At 71.4% G+C, this 17,423-nt stretch carries 14 protein-coding genes; 4 read left to right on the top strand and 10 right to left on the bottom strand.

Annotated elements, in window-relative coordinates; translation table 11 throughout:
- Positions 1-5: 5 nt before the first annotated feature.
- Entirely contained in the window at positions 6-1,427 is a 1,422-nt protein-coding gene (locus FBY22_RS35020) for a sugar ABC transporter substrate-binding protein (RefSeq protein ID WP_142151981.1), read from the bottom strand.
- 184 nt (positions 1,428-1,611) lie between these two features.
- On the opposite strand from FBY22_RS35020, the gene FBY22_RS35015 reads away from it, so the two are divergent.
- Complete coding sequence (locus FBY22_RS35015; RefSeq protein WP_142151980.1) at positions 1,612-3,132, top strand: FGGY-family carbohydrate kinase; 1,521 nt, start codon at positions 1,612-1,614, stop codon at positions 3,130-3,132.
- Complete coding sequence (locus tag FBY22_RS35010) at positions 3,129-3,749, top strand: histidine phosphatase family protein (protein WP_142151979.1); 621 nt, start codon at positions 3,129-3,131, stop codon at positions 3,747-3,749. The genes FBY22_RS35015 and FBY22_RS35010 overlap by 4 nt, the downstream gene beginning before the upstream one ends.
- A gap of 11 nt (positions 3,750-3,760) precedes the next feature.
- Here FBY22_RS35010 and FBY22_RS35005 read toward each other — a convergent pair whose 3' ends face one another.
- From FBY22_RS35005 to FBY22_RS34980, 6 genes are all read right to left on the bottom strand, one after another.
- Positions 3,761-4,657: a TauD/TfdA family dioxygenase gene (locus FBY22_RS35005; RefSeq protein ID WP_142151978.1), complete on the bottom strand. Its 897-nt coding sequence runs from the start codon at positions 4,655-4,657 to the stop codon at positions 3,761-3,763.
- A gap of 16 nt (positions 4,658-4,673) precedes the next feature.
- A complete protein-coding gene (locus FBY22_RS35000) occupies positions 4,674-6,008 on the bottom strand; it encodes an LLM class flavin-dependent oxidoreductase (RefSeq protein WP_142151977.1) in 1,335 nt (444 codons plus the stop codon).
- 99 nt (positions 6,009-6,107) lie between these two features.
- A complete protein-coding gene (locus FBY22_RS34995) occupies positions 6,108-6,842 on the bottom strand; it encodes an ABC transporter ATP-binding protein (protein WP_142151976.1) in 735 nt (244 codons plus the stop codon).
- Complete coding sequence (locus FBY22_RS34990; protein WP_142151975.1) at positions 6,818-7,666, bottom strand: ABC transporter permease; 849 nt, start codon at positions 7,664-7,666, stop codon at positions 6,818-6,820. Before FBY22_RS34990 ends, FBY22_RS34995 begins: the two co-directional genes overlap by 25 nt.
- On the bottom strand, positions 7,663-8,730 hold the full coding sequence (locus tag FBY22_RS34985; protein WP_142151974.1) for an ABC transporter substrate-binding protein: 1,068 nt from the start codon (positions 8,728-8,730) through the stop codon (positions 7,663-7,665). Before FBY22_RS34985 ends, FBY22_RS34990 begins: the two co-directional genes overlap by 4 nt.
- 216 nt (positions 8,731-8,946) lie before the next feature.
- Positions 8,947-10,155, bottom strand: a complete 1,209-nt coding sequence (locus FBY22_RS34980) for an ROK family protein (RefSeq protein ID WP_142151973.1) — start codon at positions 10,153-10,155, stop codon at positions 8,947-8,949.
- A gap of 460 nt (positions 10,156-10,615) precedes the next feature.
- Here FBY22_RS34980 and FBY22_RS34975 point away from each other — a divergent pair, with 460 nt between their 5' ends.
- Positions 10,616-11,197: a biotin transporter BioY gene (locus FBY22_RS34975; RefSeq protein ID WP_142151972.1), complete on the top strand. Its 582-nt coding sequence runs from the start codon at positions 10,616-10,618 to the stop codon at positions 11,195-11,197.
- Here the strand turns inward: FBY22_RS34975 and FBY22_RS34970 are convergent.
- Positions 11,160-12,515 (bottom strand): FAD-binding oxidoreductase, encoded by a 1,356-nt coding sequence (locus tag FBY22_RS34970; RefSeq protein ID WP_142151971.1) that lies wholly within the window; start codon positions 12,513-12,515, stop codon positions 11,160-11,162. The genes FBY22_RS34975 and FBY22_RS34970 overlap by 38 nt on opposite strands.
- A 105-nt stretch (positions 12,516-12,620) precedes the next feature.
- Positions 12,621-13,355: a hypothetical protein gene (locus tag FBY22_RS34965; RefSeq protein ID WP_142151970.1), complete on the bottom strand. Its 735-nt coding sequence runs from the start codon at positions 13,353-13,355 to the stop codon at positions 12,621-12,623.
- 282 nt (positions 13,356-13,637) lie between these two features.
- On the opposite strand from FBY22_RS34965, the gene FBY22_RS34960 reads away from it, so the two are divergent.
- Entirely contained in the window at positions 13,638-15,677 is a 2,040-nt protein-coding gene (locus FBY22_RS34960) for a protein kinase domain-containing protein (RefSeq protein WP_399212361.1), read from the top strand.
- An 82-nt stretch (positions 15,678-15,759) separates the two neighbouring features.
- On the opposite strand, the gene FBY22_RS34955 is transcribed toward FBY22_RS34960, so the two are convergent.
- A complete protein-coding gene (locus tag FBY22_RS34955; RefSeq protein WP_142151969.1) occupies positions 15,760-17,208 on the bottom strand; it encodes an amino acid permease in 1,449 nt (482 codons plus the stop codon).
- Positions 17,209-17,423: the final 215 nt, after the last annotated feature.

The following is a 17,423-nucleotide window of genomic DNA, read 5'->3' as shown; positions in this document are numbered from 1 at the left end:
GCCGCTCAGTCCACCTTGGCGGCGAGGTCGCCCGCCAGAGCGTTCAGCACCGACTTCGCGTTCTTGCCGCCGTAGATCTCCTGCAGGGCCGCCGCCCAGCTGGTGGTGGCGTCGAAGAACTGCGCCTGCGGGGTGAACTGGATCTTCGTCTGGTCGACGACCGTCTCGAAGGTCTCGATGAAGCCGGGCAGGTGCCGCATCTTGTCCTTGTAGGCGGCGTCCTGGCTGATCGACTTGCGCACCGGGTCGATGTGGTTGCCGGTGACGGCCGCCCGGCGCAGGTGCTCCTTGCCGGTCGCCCACTGCAGGAACAGCCAACTGGCGCTCTTCTTCTTGGACTTGGCGTTCATGCCGAGCGACCAGATCCACATGTTGGTGGCGAGCGAGCCGTCCGGGCCCTTGGGGCCGGGGTGGAACGCGATCTTCCCTGAGGCGGGGCTGGCGCCCTTCACGGCCTGGAAGTAGGCGGCCGTGTCCGCGTCGAAGAGCATGCCGGCCTTCTTCGCACCCAGGTCGCTGGAGCACTGGTACCAGGTGTACGACGTCCAGGACGGCGGCCCGCCCTGCTTGACCATGCCCGCCCAGTCCTGGGTGAAGGCGACGGCCTCCGGCGTGTTCATCGCGGGCTTCAGCTTCCCGCCGTCCACGGTGAAGTCGTGCAGGCCGTTGCGGGCGTACATGGTCATGAAGCCCGGGTGGATGGTGGCCCAGCTGCGCGAGCCGCGCACGGCGATCCCGTACATGCCGTCGTAACCGGCGCCCGGCGCCTTCCGCTTGACGGCGCCCGCGATCTCGCGCAGTTCGTCGAAGGACTCGGCCGGTTTCAGGCCCAGTTTCGTGAACACCTCGGTGTTGTAGGCGACCACGTTCGTCTCCCAGCCCCACGGCAGCGCGTACTGCCCGCCCCGGCCGAGCGGAGCGCCGTCCTTCAGCGACCACTGGTCGGCCTGGAGGAGGTTGGGGAAGAAGTCCGCCTGGTCCCATTCGGCGCCGGTGGCCGAGGAGTTGCGCATCCAGGGGCCGAGGTCCTCCAGCCAGCCCGGCGGGCCGTACTGCCAGACCATGTACGCGCCGAGCATGAAGACGTCGTAGGAGGCGCGTCCGCTGGACAGGTCGACGGTGAGCTTGTCGAAGTAGTTGTCCTCGGGGAAGACGTCGTACTCGACCTTGATGCCCGTCTTCGTGGTGAAGGACTTCAGGTCGGCGATCAGGGCGTCGGTGTACGGGTGCTTGTTGAGCAGGGCCTTGACCGTCCTGCCCTTCTCCCGCTTCCAGTCGAAGGAGCCGGTGACGTCGTCGGCGGCCGAACCGCCGCCCTTGTCGTCACCGCCGCCGAATCCGGCGCCGCAGGCCGCCAGTAACGGGGTCGCGGCGGCCCCGGCGGTCAGGGCGAGGAAGTGCCGGCGGTCGTGCGCGTGCGTGTCCATCCGTGACCTCCGAGTGGGGTCGGGCCCGGTGCGCTGGGTGGGGTAACACGTCGAGTCGACTCGCTAACAGAGGGTGTAACGGCGGAAGTTGCGCGTCAATCCCTCGCGCAAGCGAAAATCCCGGGTCAATATCGTGGGTAGGTGTGAAGTTCACAGACTGGATCGCGATGCCCGGGAGGTCCGGATGCCGGACGAGCAGGAGGCGTGGCTGGGGATCGACCTGGGCACGCAGGGTGTCCGCGTGCTGGCCGTCACCGGTGACGGGACGGTCGCGGGGCGGGGTTCGGCCCCGCTCGGCGGGCGGCGCGAGGGGGAGCGGCACGAGCAGGATCCGGAGCAGTGGTGGGAGGGGGTGTGCGCGGCAGCGCGGCAGGCGGTGGGGGAGGCGCGCGGGGTGCGGATCGGCGGGCTCGCGGTGTGCGGGACGTCCGGAACGGTCCTGCTGACGGACGTGGCGGGGCGGCCGCTGAGCCCCGGGCTCATGTACGACGACCGGCGGGCCTCGGCGCAGGCGGCACGGGCGCGGGCGGCTGGACTCGCGGTGCAGGACACCTGGGCGCTGCCGAAGGCGATGTGGCTGGTGGCGGAGCACGGCGGCCTCTCCGAGACACCCCGCGGGACCCACCTCTACCTCCGCGTCGCCCGGGCGCCCCGCTTCCGGCTCGCCCACCAGCCCGACGTGATCGTCGCCCGTCTCACGGGCGAGCCCCCGCCCGCCGACTCCTCCCACGCCCTCAAGACGGGCTACGACCTCGAACACGACGCCTGGCCGCACTCCGCCCTCACCGAACTCGGCCTCCCGGACGGCCTGTTGCCCGACGTCGTACGCCCCGGAACACGGCTCGGCGAGGTCTGCCGGGCCGCCGCCGAGGCCACCGGCATCCCCGCCGGCACCCCCGTCGTCGCCGGAATGACCGACGGCTGCGCGGCCCAGATCGCGTCCGGCGCCCTGCGCCCCGGCGCCTGGAACTCGGTGCTCGGCACCACCCTGGTCCTCAAGGGCGCCTCCACCGCACCGGTCCACGACCCCACCGGAGTGGTCTACAACCACCGAGCCCCCGACCGGACCTGGCTGCCCGGCGGAGCCTCCAGCGTCGGCGCGGGGGTGCTGACGGCGGCCTTCGCGGGCGCCGACCCGGCGGTCATGGACGAGCGGGCGGCCGCCCACGAACCGTCCGGCGCGGTGGCCTACCCGCTGGTCTCACCCGGTGAACGCTTCCCCTTCCACGCCCCGCAGGCCGTCGCCCTCGTCCTCGGCGAACCGGAGGACGACGCCGATCTGTGGGCCGCCCTGCTGCAGGGCGTCGCCTTCACCGAGCGGCTCTGCCTGGACTACCTGCACCACCTGGGCGCCCCGCTGGACGGCCCGCTCACCTTCACCGGCGGTGCCGCCCGCAGCCGGTACTGGAACCAGCTGCGCGCCGACATCCTGGGCCGCCCGGCCCGCGTACCGGACCAGACCGAACCGGCGCTGGGCATGGCGGCACTGGCCGCCCACGGTGTGAACGCCTCCCTCGGGCTCGCCGACGTCGCCGAGCGTATGGTCCGTGTCCGTACCGTCGTGGAACCCCGCCCGGACCGGACCGCCCTGTTCGCCGGGCCGTACGCCCGGCTGGTCGACGAACTGACGGCACGCGGCTGGCTCCCGCCCCCTGTCGCGGCGCACGCGCACGCCCGCCTCACCCGGAATACTGCGGACTCATGACCGCCACCCTCCTCCTGGCCCGCCACGGCCAGACCGTCTGGCACGCCGAGAACCGATACGCGGGGATCAGCGACGTGCCGCTCACCGAGACCGGGCACGCGCAGGCGGCAGCCCTCGGCCGGTGGGCCGCCGCCCACCCCGTCGACGCCGTGTGGACCTCACCCCTGTCCCGGGCGGTCGTCACCGCCGAGCCCGCCTGCCGGGCCCTCGGGCTCACCCCGAGCCGCGAACCCGACCTGCGCGAATGCGACTTCGGCGTGGTGGAGGGCCGCACTCTCGCGCAGTTCGCGCGGGAGGACCCGGACGCGGCGGCGGCCTTCGGCGCCGACCCGGCGGCCCACCCCTTCCCCGGTGCCGAGGACCCGGCCGCCGCCGCCGTCCGGGGCGCCGCCGCCCTGCGCCGCATCGCCGCCGCCCACGACGGCGAACGCGTCCTCGTCGTCGCCCACAACACCCTGCTGCGGCTGGTGCTGTGCCGCCTGCTGTCCATCCCGCTCGGCGAGTACCGACGCGTCTTCCCGCAGCTGCGCAACGCCGCCGTCACCGAACTCCGCATGGAGCCCGACCAGGTGAGTCTGCTCTCGCTGAACGTGCCCTGTGACCGCGGAGCGGCGTAGGCCCGGTGTGACTACGCGGCCACGGACGTGTAGTGCGAGGCGTCGCCCTCGATCGCGTAGCTCTCCTTGCCCTCGACGCCGACCGGGATGTCACCGGCGACGGTCACCCGGTGCAGTCGGCGCGGCAGGCCGTCGTAGTTGTCGACGGCGTGGTGCTGGGTGATGCGGTTGTCGAACAGGACGAGCTGCTTCTCGGACCAGCGGTGCCGCAGGACGTTCTCCGGCCGGGTCACGTACGCCTGGAGCAGGTCGAGGATCTTGCGGGACTCGCCGGGGGAGAGCCCGACGATCCGCTGGGCGAACCCGCCGATGAACAGCCCGCGTTCACCGGTCAGCGGGTGGACGCGGACCACCGGATGGACCGTGCGGTACTTGATGGACGTGAACTGGGCGCGCTGCGCGGCCTGCCGCTCGTCGATCTCCTCCTCCGGTACGGCGTAGTCGTAGTCGTTGGTGTGTTCGGCCCACAGCGTGTCCGCCAAAGCGCGCAGTGCGTCGGGCAGTTGGCGGTAGGCGGCGGCCGAACTGGCGATCAGGGTCTCGCCGCCGTACGGCGGGATCGTCAGGGAGCGCAGGGTGCTGGCCTGCGGCGGGTTGAGGACGAAGGTGACGTCGGTGTGCCAGTGGTTGGCGGCCCGGCCGCGCTCGCTGTCGACCGGCAGGACGTTCGGGACGCCGTCGACGGACGAGACCGTCGGATGGGCGGTGGTGACGTCGCCGAAGTGGCGGACGAAGGCCTGCTGGCCCTCGTCGTCCAGGTTCACGTCGTCGAAGACGAGCGCCTTGTGGACGTTGAGGGCTTCACGGATCACGGTGACCGTCTCCGCGTCGAGAGGCTGGGAGATGTCGACGCCGGACACCCGGGCGCCGATGTTCGCGGTGACCTTCTGGATCTCGATCTCGGACATGGTGTGCGGGGTCCTTTCAGACGAGTGCGGGCTGGAGGTACTGGTTGGCGGGGCGGGGGAGGCCGTAGCGCTCCCGCAGGGTCCGGCGGCTGCCGTACTCCGTGCGGAACAGGCCGCGGGCGCGCAGGATCGGGACGACGTGGTCGACGAAGGCGTCGAGGCCGGAGGGCAGGACGGCCGGCATGATGTTGAAGCCGTCGGCGGCGCCGCGGGTGAACCAGCTCTCGATCCGGTCGGCGACCTGCTCGGGCGTGCCGGCGAAGGTGAGGTGCCCGCGCCCGCCGCCGAGCCGCCCGATCAGCTGCCGGACGGTGAGCCGCTCGCGCCGGGCCAGCTCGACCACGAGCGTGTAGCGGCTCTTGGCGCCCTCGACGGCCTCCTCGGGCGGCAGATCGGCGGGGAGCCGGGCGTCCAGTTCCAGCGTTCCCGCCGGAAGTTGCAGCAGCCGTTCCAGGTTGGCTACGCCGTGCCGGTGCACGATGTGGTCCTGCAGCAGCTGCTCGTTCGCCCGCGCCTCGGCCTGCGTCGACCCGAGGACCGGCACGATCCCGGGCAGCACCTTGATCTGCTCGGGATCCCGGCCGGCCGCCCTCGTACGGGACTTGAGGTCGGCGTAGAAGGCCTGCGCGTCCTCGATGGTCTGCTGCGCGGTGAACACGGCCTCCGCGTACCGGGCCGCGAACGCCCTGCCGTCCTCGCTGGACCCCGCCTGCACGAGCAACGGGTAACCCTGCGGTGAGCGGGGGACGTTGAGCGCGCCCTCGACACTGAAGTACGTCCCCTTGTGACGGGGCGGATGGATCTTGCCGTCGTCCCCCCAGACGCCGGCCGCCTTGTCGGCGACGACCGCGTCGTCCTCCCAGCTGTCCCAGAGCTTCAGCGCCACGTCGAGGAACTCGGCGGCCCGGGCGTACCGCTCCGCGTGCGCGGGCTCGTGCTCCAGGCCGAAGTTCCGGGCGGCCTCCGCACCCGCCGTGGTGACGATGTTCCAGCCCGCCCGGCCACCGCTGATGATGTCCAGCGAGGCGAACTTGCGGGCCAGGTTGTAGGGCGAGTTGTAGGAGGTCGAGGCGGTGGCGATCAGCCCGATGTGCTCGGTCGCCGTCGCCAGCGCGGTGAGCAGCGTCAGCGGTTCCAGGGCGCCGGCCGGGCGCTGGGCGAGGTTGCTCCACAGCTGGGGGCCGTCGGCGAGGAAGAGCGAGTCGAACGTGCCGCGCTCGGCGATCCTGGCCAGGCGTACGTAGTGGTCCAGTTCGACGTGCGCGAACGGATCGCTTTCGGGCAGCCGCCACGAGGCCTCGTGGTGACCGGTGTTCATGAGGAAGGCGTTGAGGTGGAGCCGGCGGGTCATCGGTGTTCCTCCGGGGAGCCGAGGTCGGTGGTCGTGCGTGGCTCGGTGACTCCGAGGCCGGTGGTCATGCGGGGGCCTCGGTGACTCCGAGGCCGGTGGTCATGCGGGGGCCTCGGTGACTCCGAGGGCCGTGAGAAGCCGCTCCCGGTACTCGCCGAGCAACGGGTCCCGGTAGGAGCGCGGATGGGGCCGGTCGACGGTCAGGTCGAGGCCGATGCGCCCCTCGTCCAGGACCAGGACCCGGTCGGCGAGGACGATCGCCTCGTCGACGTCGTGGGTGACGAGCAGGACGGACGGCCGGTGCCGTTTCCACAGCTCCCGCAGCAGGGTGTGCATCCTGATCCGGGTCAGCGCGTCCAGGGCGCCGAACGGCTCGTCGGCCAGCAGCAGTTCGGGCTCGCGGACCAGCGACCGGGCGAGCGCGGCACGCTGGGCCTCGCCGCCGGACAGCTCATTGGGCCAGGCCCGCTCGCGTCCTTCGAGCCCCACCTCGGCGAGCGCCTCGCGCCCCTTGCGCTCGGCGTCCCTGCCGTCGAGGCCGAGAACCACGTTGTCCAGCACCCGCCGCCACGGCAGCAGGCGTGAGTCCTGGAAGACCACGGACATCCGTTCCGGCGCGGTGAGCCGGCCGCTCCCGGTGACGTCGTGGTCCAGTCCCGCGATCGCCCGCAGCAGGGTGCTCTTGCCGGAGCCGCTGTGGCCGAGGAGCGCCGTGAACTGTCCGGCCGGCAGGTCGAGGTCGATGCCGTCGAGGACGGTCCGTTCCTCGAACGACCGGGTCAGGCTACAGAGTTGGACGGCGGGCCGGGTCAGCTGCTCAGTGTGCGGCGCCATGACAGCACCCTCCGTTCGACGAGGCGGACAGCGCTGTCGGAGGCCAGGCCGAAGACCCCGTAGACGAGCAGCCCGACGAGGATCACGTCGGACTGGCCGTAGTTCTGGGCCTGGAACATCATGTAGCCGAGTCCGCTGGTGGCGTTGATCTGCTCCAGCACGACCAGGCCCAGCCAGGAGCCGGTCACCCCGAGCCGGAGTCCCACGAAGAATCCGGGCAGGGCGCCGGGGATGACGATCTGCCGGACGAACCGCACCCTCGACAGGCCCTGCACCTCGGCCAGTTCGACGAACCGGCTGTCGATGCCGGACAGGGCGGCGTGCGTGTTCAGGTAGATCGGGATATAGACGACGATGGCGATGATGGCGATCTTGAAGGCCTCGCCGATGCCCAGCCAGAGGATGAACAAAGGGATCAGGCCGAGCGTCGGGATCGCCCGGTTGAGCTGCACGGTCCCGTCGATCAGCACCTCGCCGACGCGGCTGAGCCCGGACGCCAGCGCGAGCACGACCCCGGCAGTGAGGCCGATCGCGAAGCCCAGGGCGGCCCGCTCCAGAGAGGTGGCGATGTCGGTGCGCAGGGTCCCGGCGCTCCACAGGCGTCCGGCGGTCCGCAGCACCGCCCAGGGCGCGGGGATCGCGCCGGGGTCGAGCCGGCCGGCGGCGGACGCGGCGGCCCACACGGCGATCAGGACGGCGGGACCGACCAGTCGGGTGGCCGGCAGCCGCCTGCCCGGGGAGAGGCCCCGGCGTCGCCGTCGTACGGGACGGCTCTCGTGCTGTGCCGTCGTCGGCGCGGCGGTGGTCGTGGTCACGGCGCTCACCTCCGGTACTCCGCCGGTACGGCCTTCGCGGCGATGGACTCGAACCGGTGGTCGAAGAGCGAGGAGACGTCGAACTTCTTCACGAAGCCGCCCTCCGCCAGCAGATCGGCGGTCTCCTGCTCCCATCTGATCGCCTCGTCCCAGCTCGGCGGGAACAGCGGCTTGTTGGCGAGGTCGGAGATGCCCTTGGCCTGCGCGAGGGTCAGGTTCTGGGTCTTGACGTAGAACTCCTCGTTCCAGGTGTCGGGATGCTCGTACTGCCAGACCTGGCCCTTGGCCCAGTACGGGATGTACGCGGCGACGGCGGCGGCCTTCGCGGAGTCGGCGAGGACCGAGGACGGGGCCCACAGCAGGTTGAGCAGGTCGACGACGTCCGTGGCGATCACACGGGCGCCCTTGGCCTTGTACTGCTGCAGATAGGCGGGCGCCTGGCTGTTGGCGAGCGGCGCGATGTCGACCTGCCCGGACTGCAGGGCGGTCAGGAACTGGTTGCTGGTCAGCGGCACCAGCTGCACGTCGTCGTACTTCAGTCCCGCCTGCTTCAACGCCCGCAGGAGGACGACTCCTTGCGCCTGCCCCTGGGAGAAGGCGAGCTTCCTGCCCTTGAAGTCGGCGACCGCGTGGATGTCGCTGCCGGGCCTGGTGGCGAAGAGGTAGTTCGGCTTGCGGGTGATGTCGATCGCGACGATCTTCGCGTCGAAGCCCTGGTAGTGGGCCTGGATCGGAGGTATGCCCGCGTTGTTGGCGAGGTCCAGGGACTTGGCGCGGAAGGCGTTGATGACGTCGGGGCCCGCGCCGATGTTCACCCAGCTCGACACCTTGAACGGCAGCCCGCCCAACCCGGCCAGCAGGAACTGGAGTTGTTGGGCGTTCAGATAGGAAGCGACCTTGAGGCTGGTGCCAGCCGGGACCTTGTCGGCGAGCGGGGCCGAGGTGGCGCCGCGGGTGTCGGCGGCGGCGCTGCCGTTCGCGCAGCCGCTCAGGCCGGCGACCCCGGCCGCGGCGCCGAGCACTGAGGTGAGGAAGAGCCGTCGGTCGACACCCGACACGGGCGAGGAAGGCATGGCAGAACTCCGTGGGTCGAGAAGGAAAGAACGCATGCGGAATTCCAGTCGGCAGACGCCGGGAAAAGGAATTCACACAGATTTCACGCAGGGGGAAATGAGCGCTTCACACGCGGCAACGTGTCAGCAACAAGAGGTGCGACAGCTCACGAACAGGCTCATGACCAGGATGTTCCTGGTCGGGTCCCACCGCTGTCAACATTCGGAGTTTCTGAATTAAATAGCCCGAGGTGACATCGCCAGCGGATCCCGGTAGAGCACGTCCAGAACCACCGAACCACCCGCCACCGCGAGCACCGAATCCGGGAAACTCGTCGGCACCACATGTGCCGCGCGATCGACGCCGACCCCGTCGCGCAACGCGCTCAGACAGTCGTCGCGGTGAATGGTCCCCACCTCGGTCACGACCACCGTCTCCGAGTTGAGCACGTCCAGCAGCAGCCGCACCGCCCGCCCGACGGCAGCCGCCCGCTCCACCAGCAACCGCGTCGCCCGGTGATCGCCCGCGGCCGCGGCCGCGACCACCCGCATCGGGTTCGTACCCGCGGGCACGCCCGCCGCCCGCGCCCGCCGGCACAGCGTCCGCTCGCTCAACTCGGCCTGCAGACAGCCGGTCCGCCCGCAGTCGCAGGGTTCCGTGCCGCCCGGCACCGGCAGATGGGCGATCGCCCCGGCCTGCGACCGGGGCCCGTGATGCACCTCGTCGCCGGTGGCGAACGCCGCGTCGACCACATTGCCGACGAACAAATGCAGCATGCCGGCGCCGTCCCGGGGCGGCCCGAACAGCCGCTCCGCGTTGACCAACGCCCTTGCGTGCCCGTCGACATGGACCGGAAGCCCCATGCGCTCGCCGAGCACGTCCCGCACCGCGACCTCCCGCCAGCCCAGCAGCGGGTGCTCCACGACGGTTCCCGACTCCCGGTCCACCCAGCCGCCGACGGCGACGCCGACGCCGAGCGGCCGACAGCCCGGCGCCTTCGAGAGCAGGCGGGTCAGCCCCTCGGCGGCCCGCGCCAGCACCCGCCCCGGCTCGGTGCTCCCGTGCTTCAGCTCGCGGCTGACCAGCACCCGTCCGCGCAGGTCGAGCAGGGCCACGGTGGTGTACGGCACCGCCACGTGCACGCCGGCGACCACGAACCGCGAGTCGTCGAGGTCCAGGGGGACGTGCGGGCGCCCGACGCCGCCCGAGCGCCGGGGCTCGGACGCCTCCCGGATCAGGCCGAGTTCGGTGAACCGGGCGCAGTAGTCCGTCACCGACGCCGGCGACAGGCCGGTCAGCCGGGCGATGGTGGAGCGGGCCACCGGCCCGTGCTCCAGCACGGAGCGCAGCACGATGCTGGCGCTCGTACGGCGCCGGTCGTCGCCGCGGGGACGGTCATGACGGGGAGCAGGGGAGGTGAGAGTGGTGGTCGCGGTACGGGGCATGGCGATCATCCTCGAAGAACGGTTCCGACACAGCGCCGTCTCGTGCGGCGGGGCGTGCCGAATCCGGTCCGTGCGCCCCGCTACGAGGGCCTGTCGTCGAATTCCCGCCTGCCCGGCGGCAATTCGACGACAGGCCCTAACCGCGGCGACAGGCGGACGCGCCAACTCGTCGCAGGTCGACATGGCGACGCGACGAGAAGTTCCGGGACTGGGCGACCATGCGGCCGAAGCTAGCAAAACCGGCCGACGCTGCCCAGACGGCGACCGCTGGGCGAGACGACGAAACCCAGGTCACCCCGCCTCCGTGACCGGTGTCACGCGGAGACCCGTGTAACTCGCATCCTTTGTCCGGAGCCCACGAAGGCCCGGCCGCAGCCTTTGTCGAGCGCTGACGGTGATCGCGGCGAGCACTCCGGGTTAGCGTCACGGTGTCCCCGACCGTTCCGATCCCGGAGCCCCCATGAGCACCGCTGCCGTCACCCCCGCCCGCCCCGGACAGGTCCTCGCCGACCTCCTCCCCGCCTCCCGCGTCCGGGACGTGGCCCTCGTGGTCGGCGGTGCCGTGCTCACCGGCCTCGCGGCCCAGATCTCCGTCCCCGTCCCGCACTCCCCGGTGCCGGTGACCGGCCAGACCTTCGCCGCGCTGCTGGTCGGCACGAGCCTCGGCGCGAGCCGTGGCCTGGCCTCGCTCGTCCTGTACGCGCTCGCCGGTCTCGCCGGTGTGCCGTGGTTCGCGGGCGGCACCTCCGGTGTCTCCGTCTCCTTCGGCTACATCCTGGGCATGCTGCTGGCGTCCGCCGCCGTCGGCGCCCTGGCCCGCCGCGGCGCCGACCGCTCCGTGTGGCGCATGGCGGGCACGATGCTGCTGGGCGAGGCCCTCATCTACGCCGTCGGTGTCCCGTACCTGGCCTACGCCGCCGGCCTGTCCGCCTCCGCCGCGATCGCCGCCGGCCTCACCCCGTTCCTGATCGGCGACGCCCTCAAGGCCGCCCTGGCCATGGGCCTCATGCCGGCCGCCTGGAAGTTCGTCGGCCGGCGCTGAGTTCGTAGGGGCCACCGAAGAGGTTCGCCGGGTCGTGGAGCGACTTCAGCCCGGCGAGCCTCGCGTGCGTCGCGGGGTCGTACAGTCCCTCGCTCCGGTCGCCGGCCCCGAACGAGAAGTTGCGGGCCCGCCCGAGAGTCGCGTCCGCGAGCAGTGCGAGCGCCGGGTCCACCACCGCACGCGCCTGCTCCCGCTCCCCGACGCTCAACAGCCTTAGCAGGAACCGTCCTTCGCGGTACGGCACCGAGTTCGGCGCGGGCCGCGCGAGGGCGCCGCCCAGATGGTTGATCTGCACCACGCACATCGGGCCGCCCGCGTCCGGCCCGGTGCGGGCGAGGAGTTCGCCGGCCGCGGCGAGGTCCGGTTCGCCCAGCACCGCGCTGTCGCCGTAGTAGGCGTGCGGGAAGTCCGGGTCGCTGTGGATGGTGTGGCTCTCCGAGTACGGCATCCAGCGCAGCGAGTCCGCGAGCACGGGCCCCGACTCCCGCAGCGCGGCCACGACCGCGTCACCGTCGCCGCCGGTGTACGCGACCCGCACCGAGATCACGTACCGCCCGCGCAGATGCGGCTCGAGCGCCGGCAGGTCCGGATATGGTACGGCGGCGAAGGACGAGGTCAGCCCGTCCGGCACGGTCCGGGTCCACGCCTCGTAGGCCCGCAGCAGGGCCGTCGGGTCGGCCTCGCGCCCGTCGAAGGCGAGCGAGCCGCCGTAGAGCCGGCGCACCGGCACGAGGCCGATCTCCAGACCGGTCACGACGCCGAAGTCGTGGCCGGCGCCCAGCAGCGCCCAGTACAGGTCGGGGTCGGACTCGCAGGTCACGTGCCTCGGCCGCCCGTCCGCCGTCACCACGTCCAGTGAGCGCACATGGTCGGCCGCGTACCCGAACTCCCGCGCGAGGATGCCCAGTCCGCCGCCGAGGGTGTACGAGACGGCGCCGACGCCCGGCGCGGAGCCGTTGAGCGGTGCGAGCCCGTACGGTTCGGCCGCCGCGACGACCTGTCCCCAGCGCACGCCCGCCTGCACCCGGACGGTTCGGGCACCGGCGTCCACGACGACGCCGTCCATCCGTTGCGTCGTGACGAGCACCCCGCCCCGCGAGGCCCCGGGCAGCCCGTGACCGGTGGCCTGGACACGCACCGGCAGGCCGTGCCCGGCCGCGTGGCGCACGGCTGCGCTCACGTCGTCGGCCGAGGAGACGGCGAAGACCGCGTCCGGCCGCAGGTCGAACCCGGTCTGGAAACCGGAGAGTTCGCCGTCGTAGCCCGGGTCGCCCGGGCGCAGGACGAGCGGGTCGGTGGTGTTCTCGGCGAGGTCCATGACCCGCACTGTCCCCGCATAACCTGACAGCCGCCGTCAGCTTTTCGGGAGACGGGCCCGGCGGGAGCGATCACTCCCGCCAAGCCCTTCCGTCCCGTGACCCGCTCAGCCGCGCGGCCGCAGCGGACCGGTCGGCCGCCGGGTCGACCACCACAGCCCGGCCGCCCCGGCCGCGACCAGCGTCGCGCCCGCCGCGCCCAGCGGCAGGACGTCCCGCCCGACGCCGGTCTTCGGCAGTTCGGTCTCGCCGCCCGGCGCCACCGGCTTGTTGTCGGTGCCGAGGAGCAGCGGGGTGGCGGGCGCGTTCGGAGACGGGTTGTTGGTGCCGAACGGGACCGGCCCCTGCTGCCAGTACGTCTTCTTCCCGTCGCCGCTCTGCACGGGCAGACAGATCTTCCCCGTCTTGCCCAGGTCGTACGTCGCGTCGACGGCGTACGACTTCGACCTACCGGCCGCCAGATTGTCGACGGTGCAGGAGAAACCGCTGTTCGAGCCTTTCGGAAGACTGTTCTTGTCGATCGCCGAGCAGCCGTCGACGTTCTTCACCGTGAGGCCGTCGAAACCGACGACCAAAAGCTGGATCTTTCCGCTGTCCTTGTTCCCCTGATTCTTGACCGTGGCGGTGATCGCCGTTTTCTTCGTGCTGTTGTCGACCGAGATCTTCGAGGGAAGGAGTGTGGTCAGTTCAACGCCCGCCGGTGCCTTGTCCATGACCTTTCCCCCCTTGCTGCTCCCGGGGCCCTGGTCGTCCGCGCTGGCGGTGCAGGAAAGGATCATCACCGCCGAAAAAGATGCCGTGACCAGCGATCCCGTGATGACCGTACTGCGGCGAGTACTCATGTTCGCATCCCCCTTGACTCCCCCTGGCTGCGCCTGAAATCGCAGTACTTGAAGAGCTACCACAAGATTTCTCCGCACTATGCTGGTACGGCATGAAGTGTGACCATTGTGTTTCAGTGGGGGCGGGTCTCAGTGCTACCGAGGTCGTCTCGGGTTTCAGGGGTTGTTTCAGTTGGTCGAGGGGGCGCCGTGGATTTGCCGGGGAATGCGAGGAGCGGTGGTGTTCAGGGGCTGCTGGTGACGGGTCGTTATCGGCTGGTCGAAAGTATCGGGCAGGGGGGAATGGGGCGGGTGTGGCGGGCGGCGGACGAAATGCTCGACCGCCCGGTGGCCGTCAAGGAGATCCGCATCGACGGCATGGACGCCGAGGACACGCGCACCCGCCGCGAACGCACCCTGCGCGAGGCCAGGGCCACGGCCCGCATCGACCACCCCAACGTGGTCCGCGTCTACGACGTGGTCGACGAGGGCGAACGCCTGTGGATCGTCATGGAGTTGGTCAGGGGCCGCTCGCTGGAACGCATCCTGGCCGAGGACGGCCCCCTGAGCCCGCGGGAGACGGCACGCACCGGGCTCGGCCTGGTGGCGGCCCTGCGGCAGGTCCACGCCCGCGGCGTCCTGCACCGCGACATCAAACCCGGGAACGTGATCGTCGAGGGCTCCGGCGAACCCGACCGCCGGGTCGTCCTGACCGACTTCGGCATCGCCGCGATCCAGGACGCCAAGGCCCTCACCATGGTCGGCATGCTGGTCGGCTCGCCCGACTACATGGCCCCCGAGCGGGTCTCCGGCCGCCCGCAGGGCCCGCCGTCCGACATCTGGTCCCTGGGCGCGACCCTCTGCGCGGCCCTGGGCGGCCGTTCCCCCTTCTCCCGCGGCACCACCCTGGCCACCCTGCACGCGGTGCTCCACGAGGAGCCAGAACTCCCCGCCGCGGCCGGCCCCCTGAGCCACGTCCTGGCAGCACTCCTGGAGAAGGAACCCGAGGCCAGGCCTGCCCTGCGGGAACTGGAAGAGGCCCTGCGCCCCGTCGCCTTCCCGCCGCCCACCCCGACCTTGCCGGTGGGCACCGGCGGCGCGGAACCGGTGGAGGAGGGGCACCCGCCGGGCCGACCGACGGCTGCGGGCACCCCCACACCCCCCTCACCAGAGCCGCCCACTCACGGGTACCGGCCCTCGCACGAACCGCCCGCCCCGCACACCCTGCCGGTACGAGCCACCCCGGACCCCCGGCGCCCCGTGCCGCCGGAGGACACCCCACCTCCGGCCCGACAGGACACCCACCCGCTCCGCCGCGGCCACCCGCCACTCGAACCGTCACCCGCCTCCGCCTCACCGGCCGTCGGTCCTCCTCCCGCCGAAGGGCCGCCCGAACCCGCCGCACCGGCCGGGACTGCCGTGGCACCCACGGACCCCGGCGAGGCTCCCCTCGGCGGCCTCCGGACATCCGCTGCCGCCGAGGTTCCCTCCGAGCTGCGCTCGGAAGCCGGTGCGGAGAAGCCGTCCGCCAACTCCCCGGCGGCCGACCCCACTTTGCCAAGCCCTCCGGCCACCACCCGCCCCGGCGTCTCCCTGACCCGCTCCCCGGCGGTGACCCGGCCCCGCCCCGCGGCCCCACCGAGCCGCTCCGTGCACGAACACCTGGGCCCCCACCCGCTGCACGGCGAGCCCCCGGTCCTGGCGCCCCCGCCCGCGACCGGTCGCCGTCGCCGCCGTGCCGGGCTCCTGGCCGCCGCCGCGCTGGTCGCCGCCGGCGCGGTGGTCGTTGTGACACTGCTCCTGAACTCCGGTTCGCAGGGCGGCGATCACGCCGGTCCCACGACCTCCGCGACCAAGCCCCCCACCACCTCCGGCAGCAGCCCGCCTCCCACCGTGGAGGGCACCTCCCGGCCGCGGACACTGCCACCGGGGACCCACGAGGAGGCCGGCGGCTACGCGTGGGCGACCCCCAAGGGCTGGAAGCGCAACGTGATGACGGGAGCCGAGGTCCACTACACCTCGCCCGACGGCGCCCAGGAACTCGTGGCGAAGTCCTCCATCGCCCGCGACGACCTCATGGGGACCTGGCGGCAGTCGGAGCAGGACGCCCACCAGGGCCAGAACTACCAAAAGATCCGCCTGGAGCAGACGACCTTCCGCGGCCACCCGGCGGTGGTCTGGGAGTACACCTTCACCCTCAAGGGCGTGAACTGGCACGCGCGGCTGCTCGGCTTCGACCAGGAGGGCAGGTCGTACCAGATCAACACCTGGTACCACCCGGACGTCGAGACCCAGGCCGTCAGGATCTACGACCGGGTCAAGGACAGCTTCACCGTCCTGTGAGCAGGGGAGCCCGGCAGAGCACGCCGAAGGGGCCCGCGGTACGAACCGAGAGCCCCTTCCGGCACGTACGGCACCCCGCGCGTCAGCCGGTCCTGACCTTCCCGGCCTCGTCAAGCGCCGCGGCGGGCACGGCGTCGCCCACGGCCGCCGGGCGGCTCCCGCGGACCTTCTCCCTGACCACGGCGATCACCACCACGACCGCCGCGACCAGCAGCGACAACAGCACGGTCTCGCGTCCGTCGTGCTCGGTGTCCGTGAGCATGTAGCCCAGCACGAACACGATCAACGCGGCCGTCGCCCACGTCAGATACGGGTACAGCCACATCCGTACGACCAGCTTCTCCGGCGCCTCGGCCTGGATGATCCGCCGCATCCGAAGCTGCGAGAAGCAGATGACCAGCCACACGAACAGGGCCACCGCGCCACTGGAGTTGACCAGGAAGAGGAAGACCGAGTCGGGGAACTTGTAGTTGAAGAAGACGGCCACGAAGCCGAACACCACCGACGCCACGATCGCCGCCATCGGCACACCCCGGGACGTGGTCCGCGCGAACGCCTTCGGCGCGTCGCCCCGCTCGCCCAGCGAGAAGGCCATGCGGGAGGCCGTGTACAGGCCGGAGTTGAGACAGGACAGCACCGACGTCAGCACGATGAAGTTCATGATCTGGCCGGCGTGCGCGATCCCGAGGGAGTCGAGGGCGGCGACGTAGGAGCCCTGATCCTTGATGGACGGGTCGTTCCACGGCAGGAGGCAGACGACGACGGAGATCGAGCCCAGGTAGAAGACGGCGATACGCCAGATGATGCTGTTCGTCGACTTCGTCACCGCCCGCTGCGGGTCCTCCGACTCGCCCGCCGCCAGGGTCGCGATCTCGCTGCCCATGAAGGAGAAGACGACGAGCAGCACACCGGTGAGGATCGCGCCGGGGCCGTGCGGGAGGAAGCCGCCGTGGCCGGTCAGGTTGTCCAGGCCCGCCTTGTCGCTGTGGACGCCCGGCAGCACACCGAACACCGCGAGCGCGCCGACGACGATGAACGCGCCGATCGCGACCACCTTGATCCCGGCGAACCAGAACTCGAACTCGCCGTAGGAGCCGACCGAGACGAGGTTGGTGGCGGTCAGCACGACCATGACGATGAGCGCCCAGCCCCACTGCGGGACCGCCGGTATCCAGCCCTCGAGGATCTTGGCGCCGGCGGTGGCCTCCACCGCCAGGACCACCACCCAGAAGAACCAGTACAGCCAGCCGATGGAGAAGCCGGCCCAGCGGCCCAGCGCCCGGTCGGCGTGGGCGGAGAACGAACCGGAGGTGGGGTTCGCGGCGGACATCTCGCCGAGCATGCGCATCACGAGGACGACGAGTGTGCCGACGAGGGCGTACGACAGGAGGATGCCGGGTCCCGCGGTGGCGATACCGGAGCTGGAGCCGACGAAGAGGCCCGCGCCGATGACACCGCCGATGGCGATCATCGACAGATGACGGTTCTTGAGTCCTGCCTGGAGCCCGGAGGGCTGGTGCCCGGAAGTCATGGGGGAATTCCTTTGCGCCGGGTGAGCGGTCTGAGCGGTTTCCCGCACAGGGGTGTGTACGGGTCGGTCCAGTGAAACGGAGGCAAGGGAATTCGTGAACCTTTGAATCCGGATCGTTATTTGAGGTTTCCTTGAGGTTCCATGGTGAGGCACGGATTCCCCTTGGCCGACACCCGGGGCTGCTGCCCGGAAACGGCCGTGTCACACTCACAGGC

The sequence above is a fragment of the Streptomyces sp. SLBN-31 genome (assembly GCF_006715395.1).
Classification (GTDB): Bacteria; Actinomycetota; Actinomycetes; order Streptomycetales; family Streptomycetaceae; genus Streptomyces.
Note: the sequence above shows the minus strand (reverse complement) of the source record. Positions and strands in the feature narration are given on the sequence as shown.

What these genes read in the sequence shown, in the direction of transcription:
- FBY22_RS35020 (WP_142151981.1), bottom strand. Translation starts at nt 1,427, where the DNA reads ATGGACACGCACGCGCACGACCGCCGGCACTTCCTCGCCCTGACCGCC.
- FBY22_RS35015 (WP_142151980.1), top strand. Translation starts at nt 1,612, where the DNA reads ATGCCGGACGAGCAGGAGGCGTGGCTGGGGATCGACCTGGGCACGCAG.
- FBY22_RS35010 (WP_142151979.1), top strand. Translation starts at nt 3,129, where the DNA reads ATGACCGCCACCCTCCTCCTGGCCCGCCACGGCCAGACCGTCTGGCAC.
- FBY22_RS35005 (WP_142151978.1), bottom strand. Translation starts at nt 4,657, where the DNA reads ATGTCCGAGATCGAGATCCAGAAGGTCACCGCGAACATCGGCGCCCGG.
- FBY22_RS35000 (WP_142151977.1), bottom strand. Translation starts at nt 6,008, where the DNA reads ATGACCCGCCGGCTCCACCTCAACGCCTTCCTCATGAACACCGGTCAC.
- FBY22_RS34995 (WP_142151976.1), bottom strand. Translation starts at nt 6,842, where the DNA reads ATGGCGCCGCACACTGAGCAGCTGACCCGGCCCGCCGTCCAACTCTGT.
- FBY22_RS34985 (WP_142151974.1), bottom strand. Translation starts at nt 8,730, where the DNA reads ATGCCTTCCTCGCCCGTGTCGGGTGTCGACCGACGGCTCTTCCTCACC.
- FBY22_RS34980 (WP_142151973.1), bottom strand. Translation starts at nt 10,155, where the DNA reads ATGCCCCGTACCGCGACCACCACTCTCACCTCCCCTGCTCCCCGTCAT.
- FBY22_RS34975 (WP_142151972.1), top strand. Translation starts at nt 10,616, where the DNA reads ATGAGCACCGCTGCCGTCACCCCCGCCCGCCCCGGACAGGTCCTCGCC.
- FBY22_RS34970 (WP_142151971.1), bottom strand. Translation starts at nt 12,515, where the DNA reads ATGGACCTCGCCGAGAACACCACCGACCCGCTCGTCCTGCGCCCGGGC.
- FBY22_RS34965 (WP_142151970.1), bottom strand. Translation starts at nt 13,355, where the DNA reads ATGAGTACTCGCCGCAGTACGGTCATCACGGGATCGCTGGTCACGGCA.
- FBY22_RS34960 (WP_399212361.1), top strand. Translation starts at nt 13,638, where the DNA reads ATGGGGCGGGTGTGGCGGGCGGCGGACGAAATGCTCGACCGCCCGGTG.
- FBY22_RS34955 (WP_142151969.1), bottom strand. Translation starts at nt 17,208, where the DNA reads ATGACTTCCGGGCACCAGCCCTCCGGGCTCCAGGCAGGACTCAAGAAC.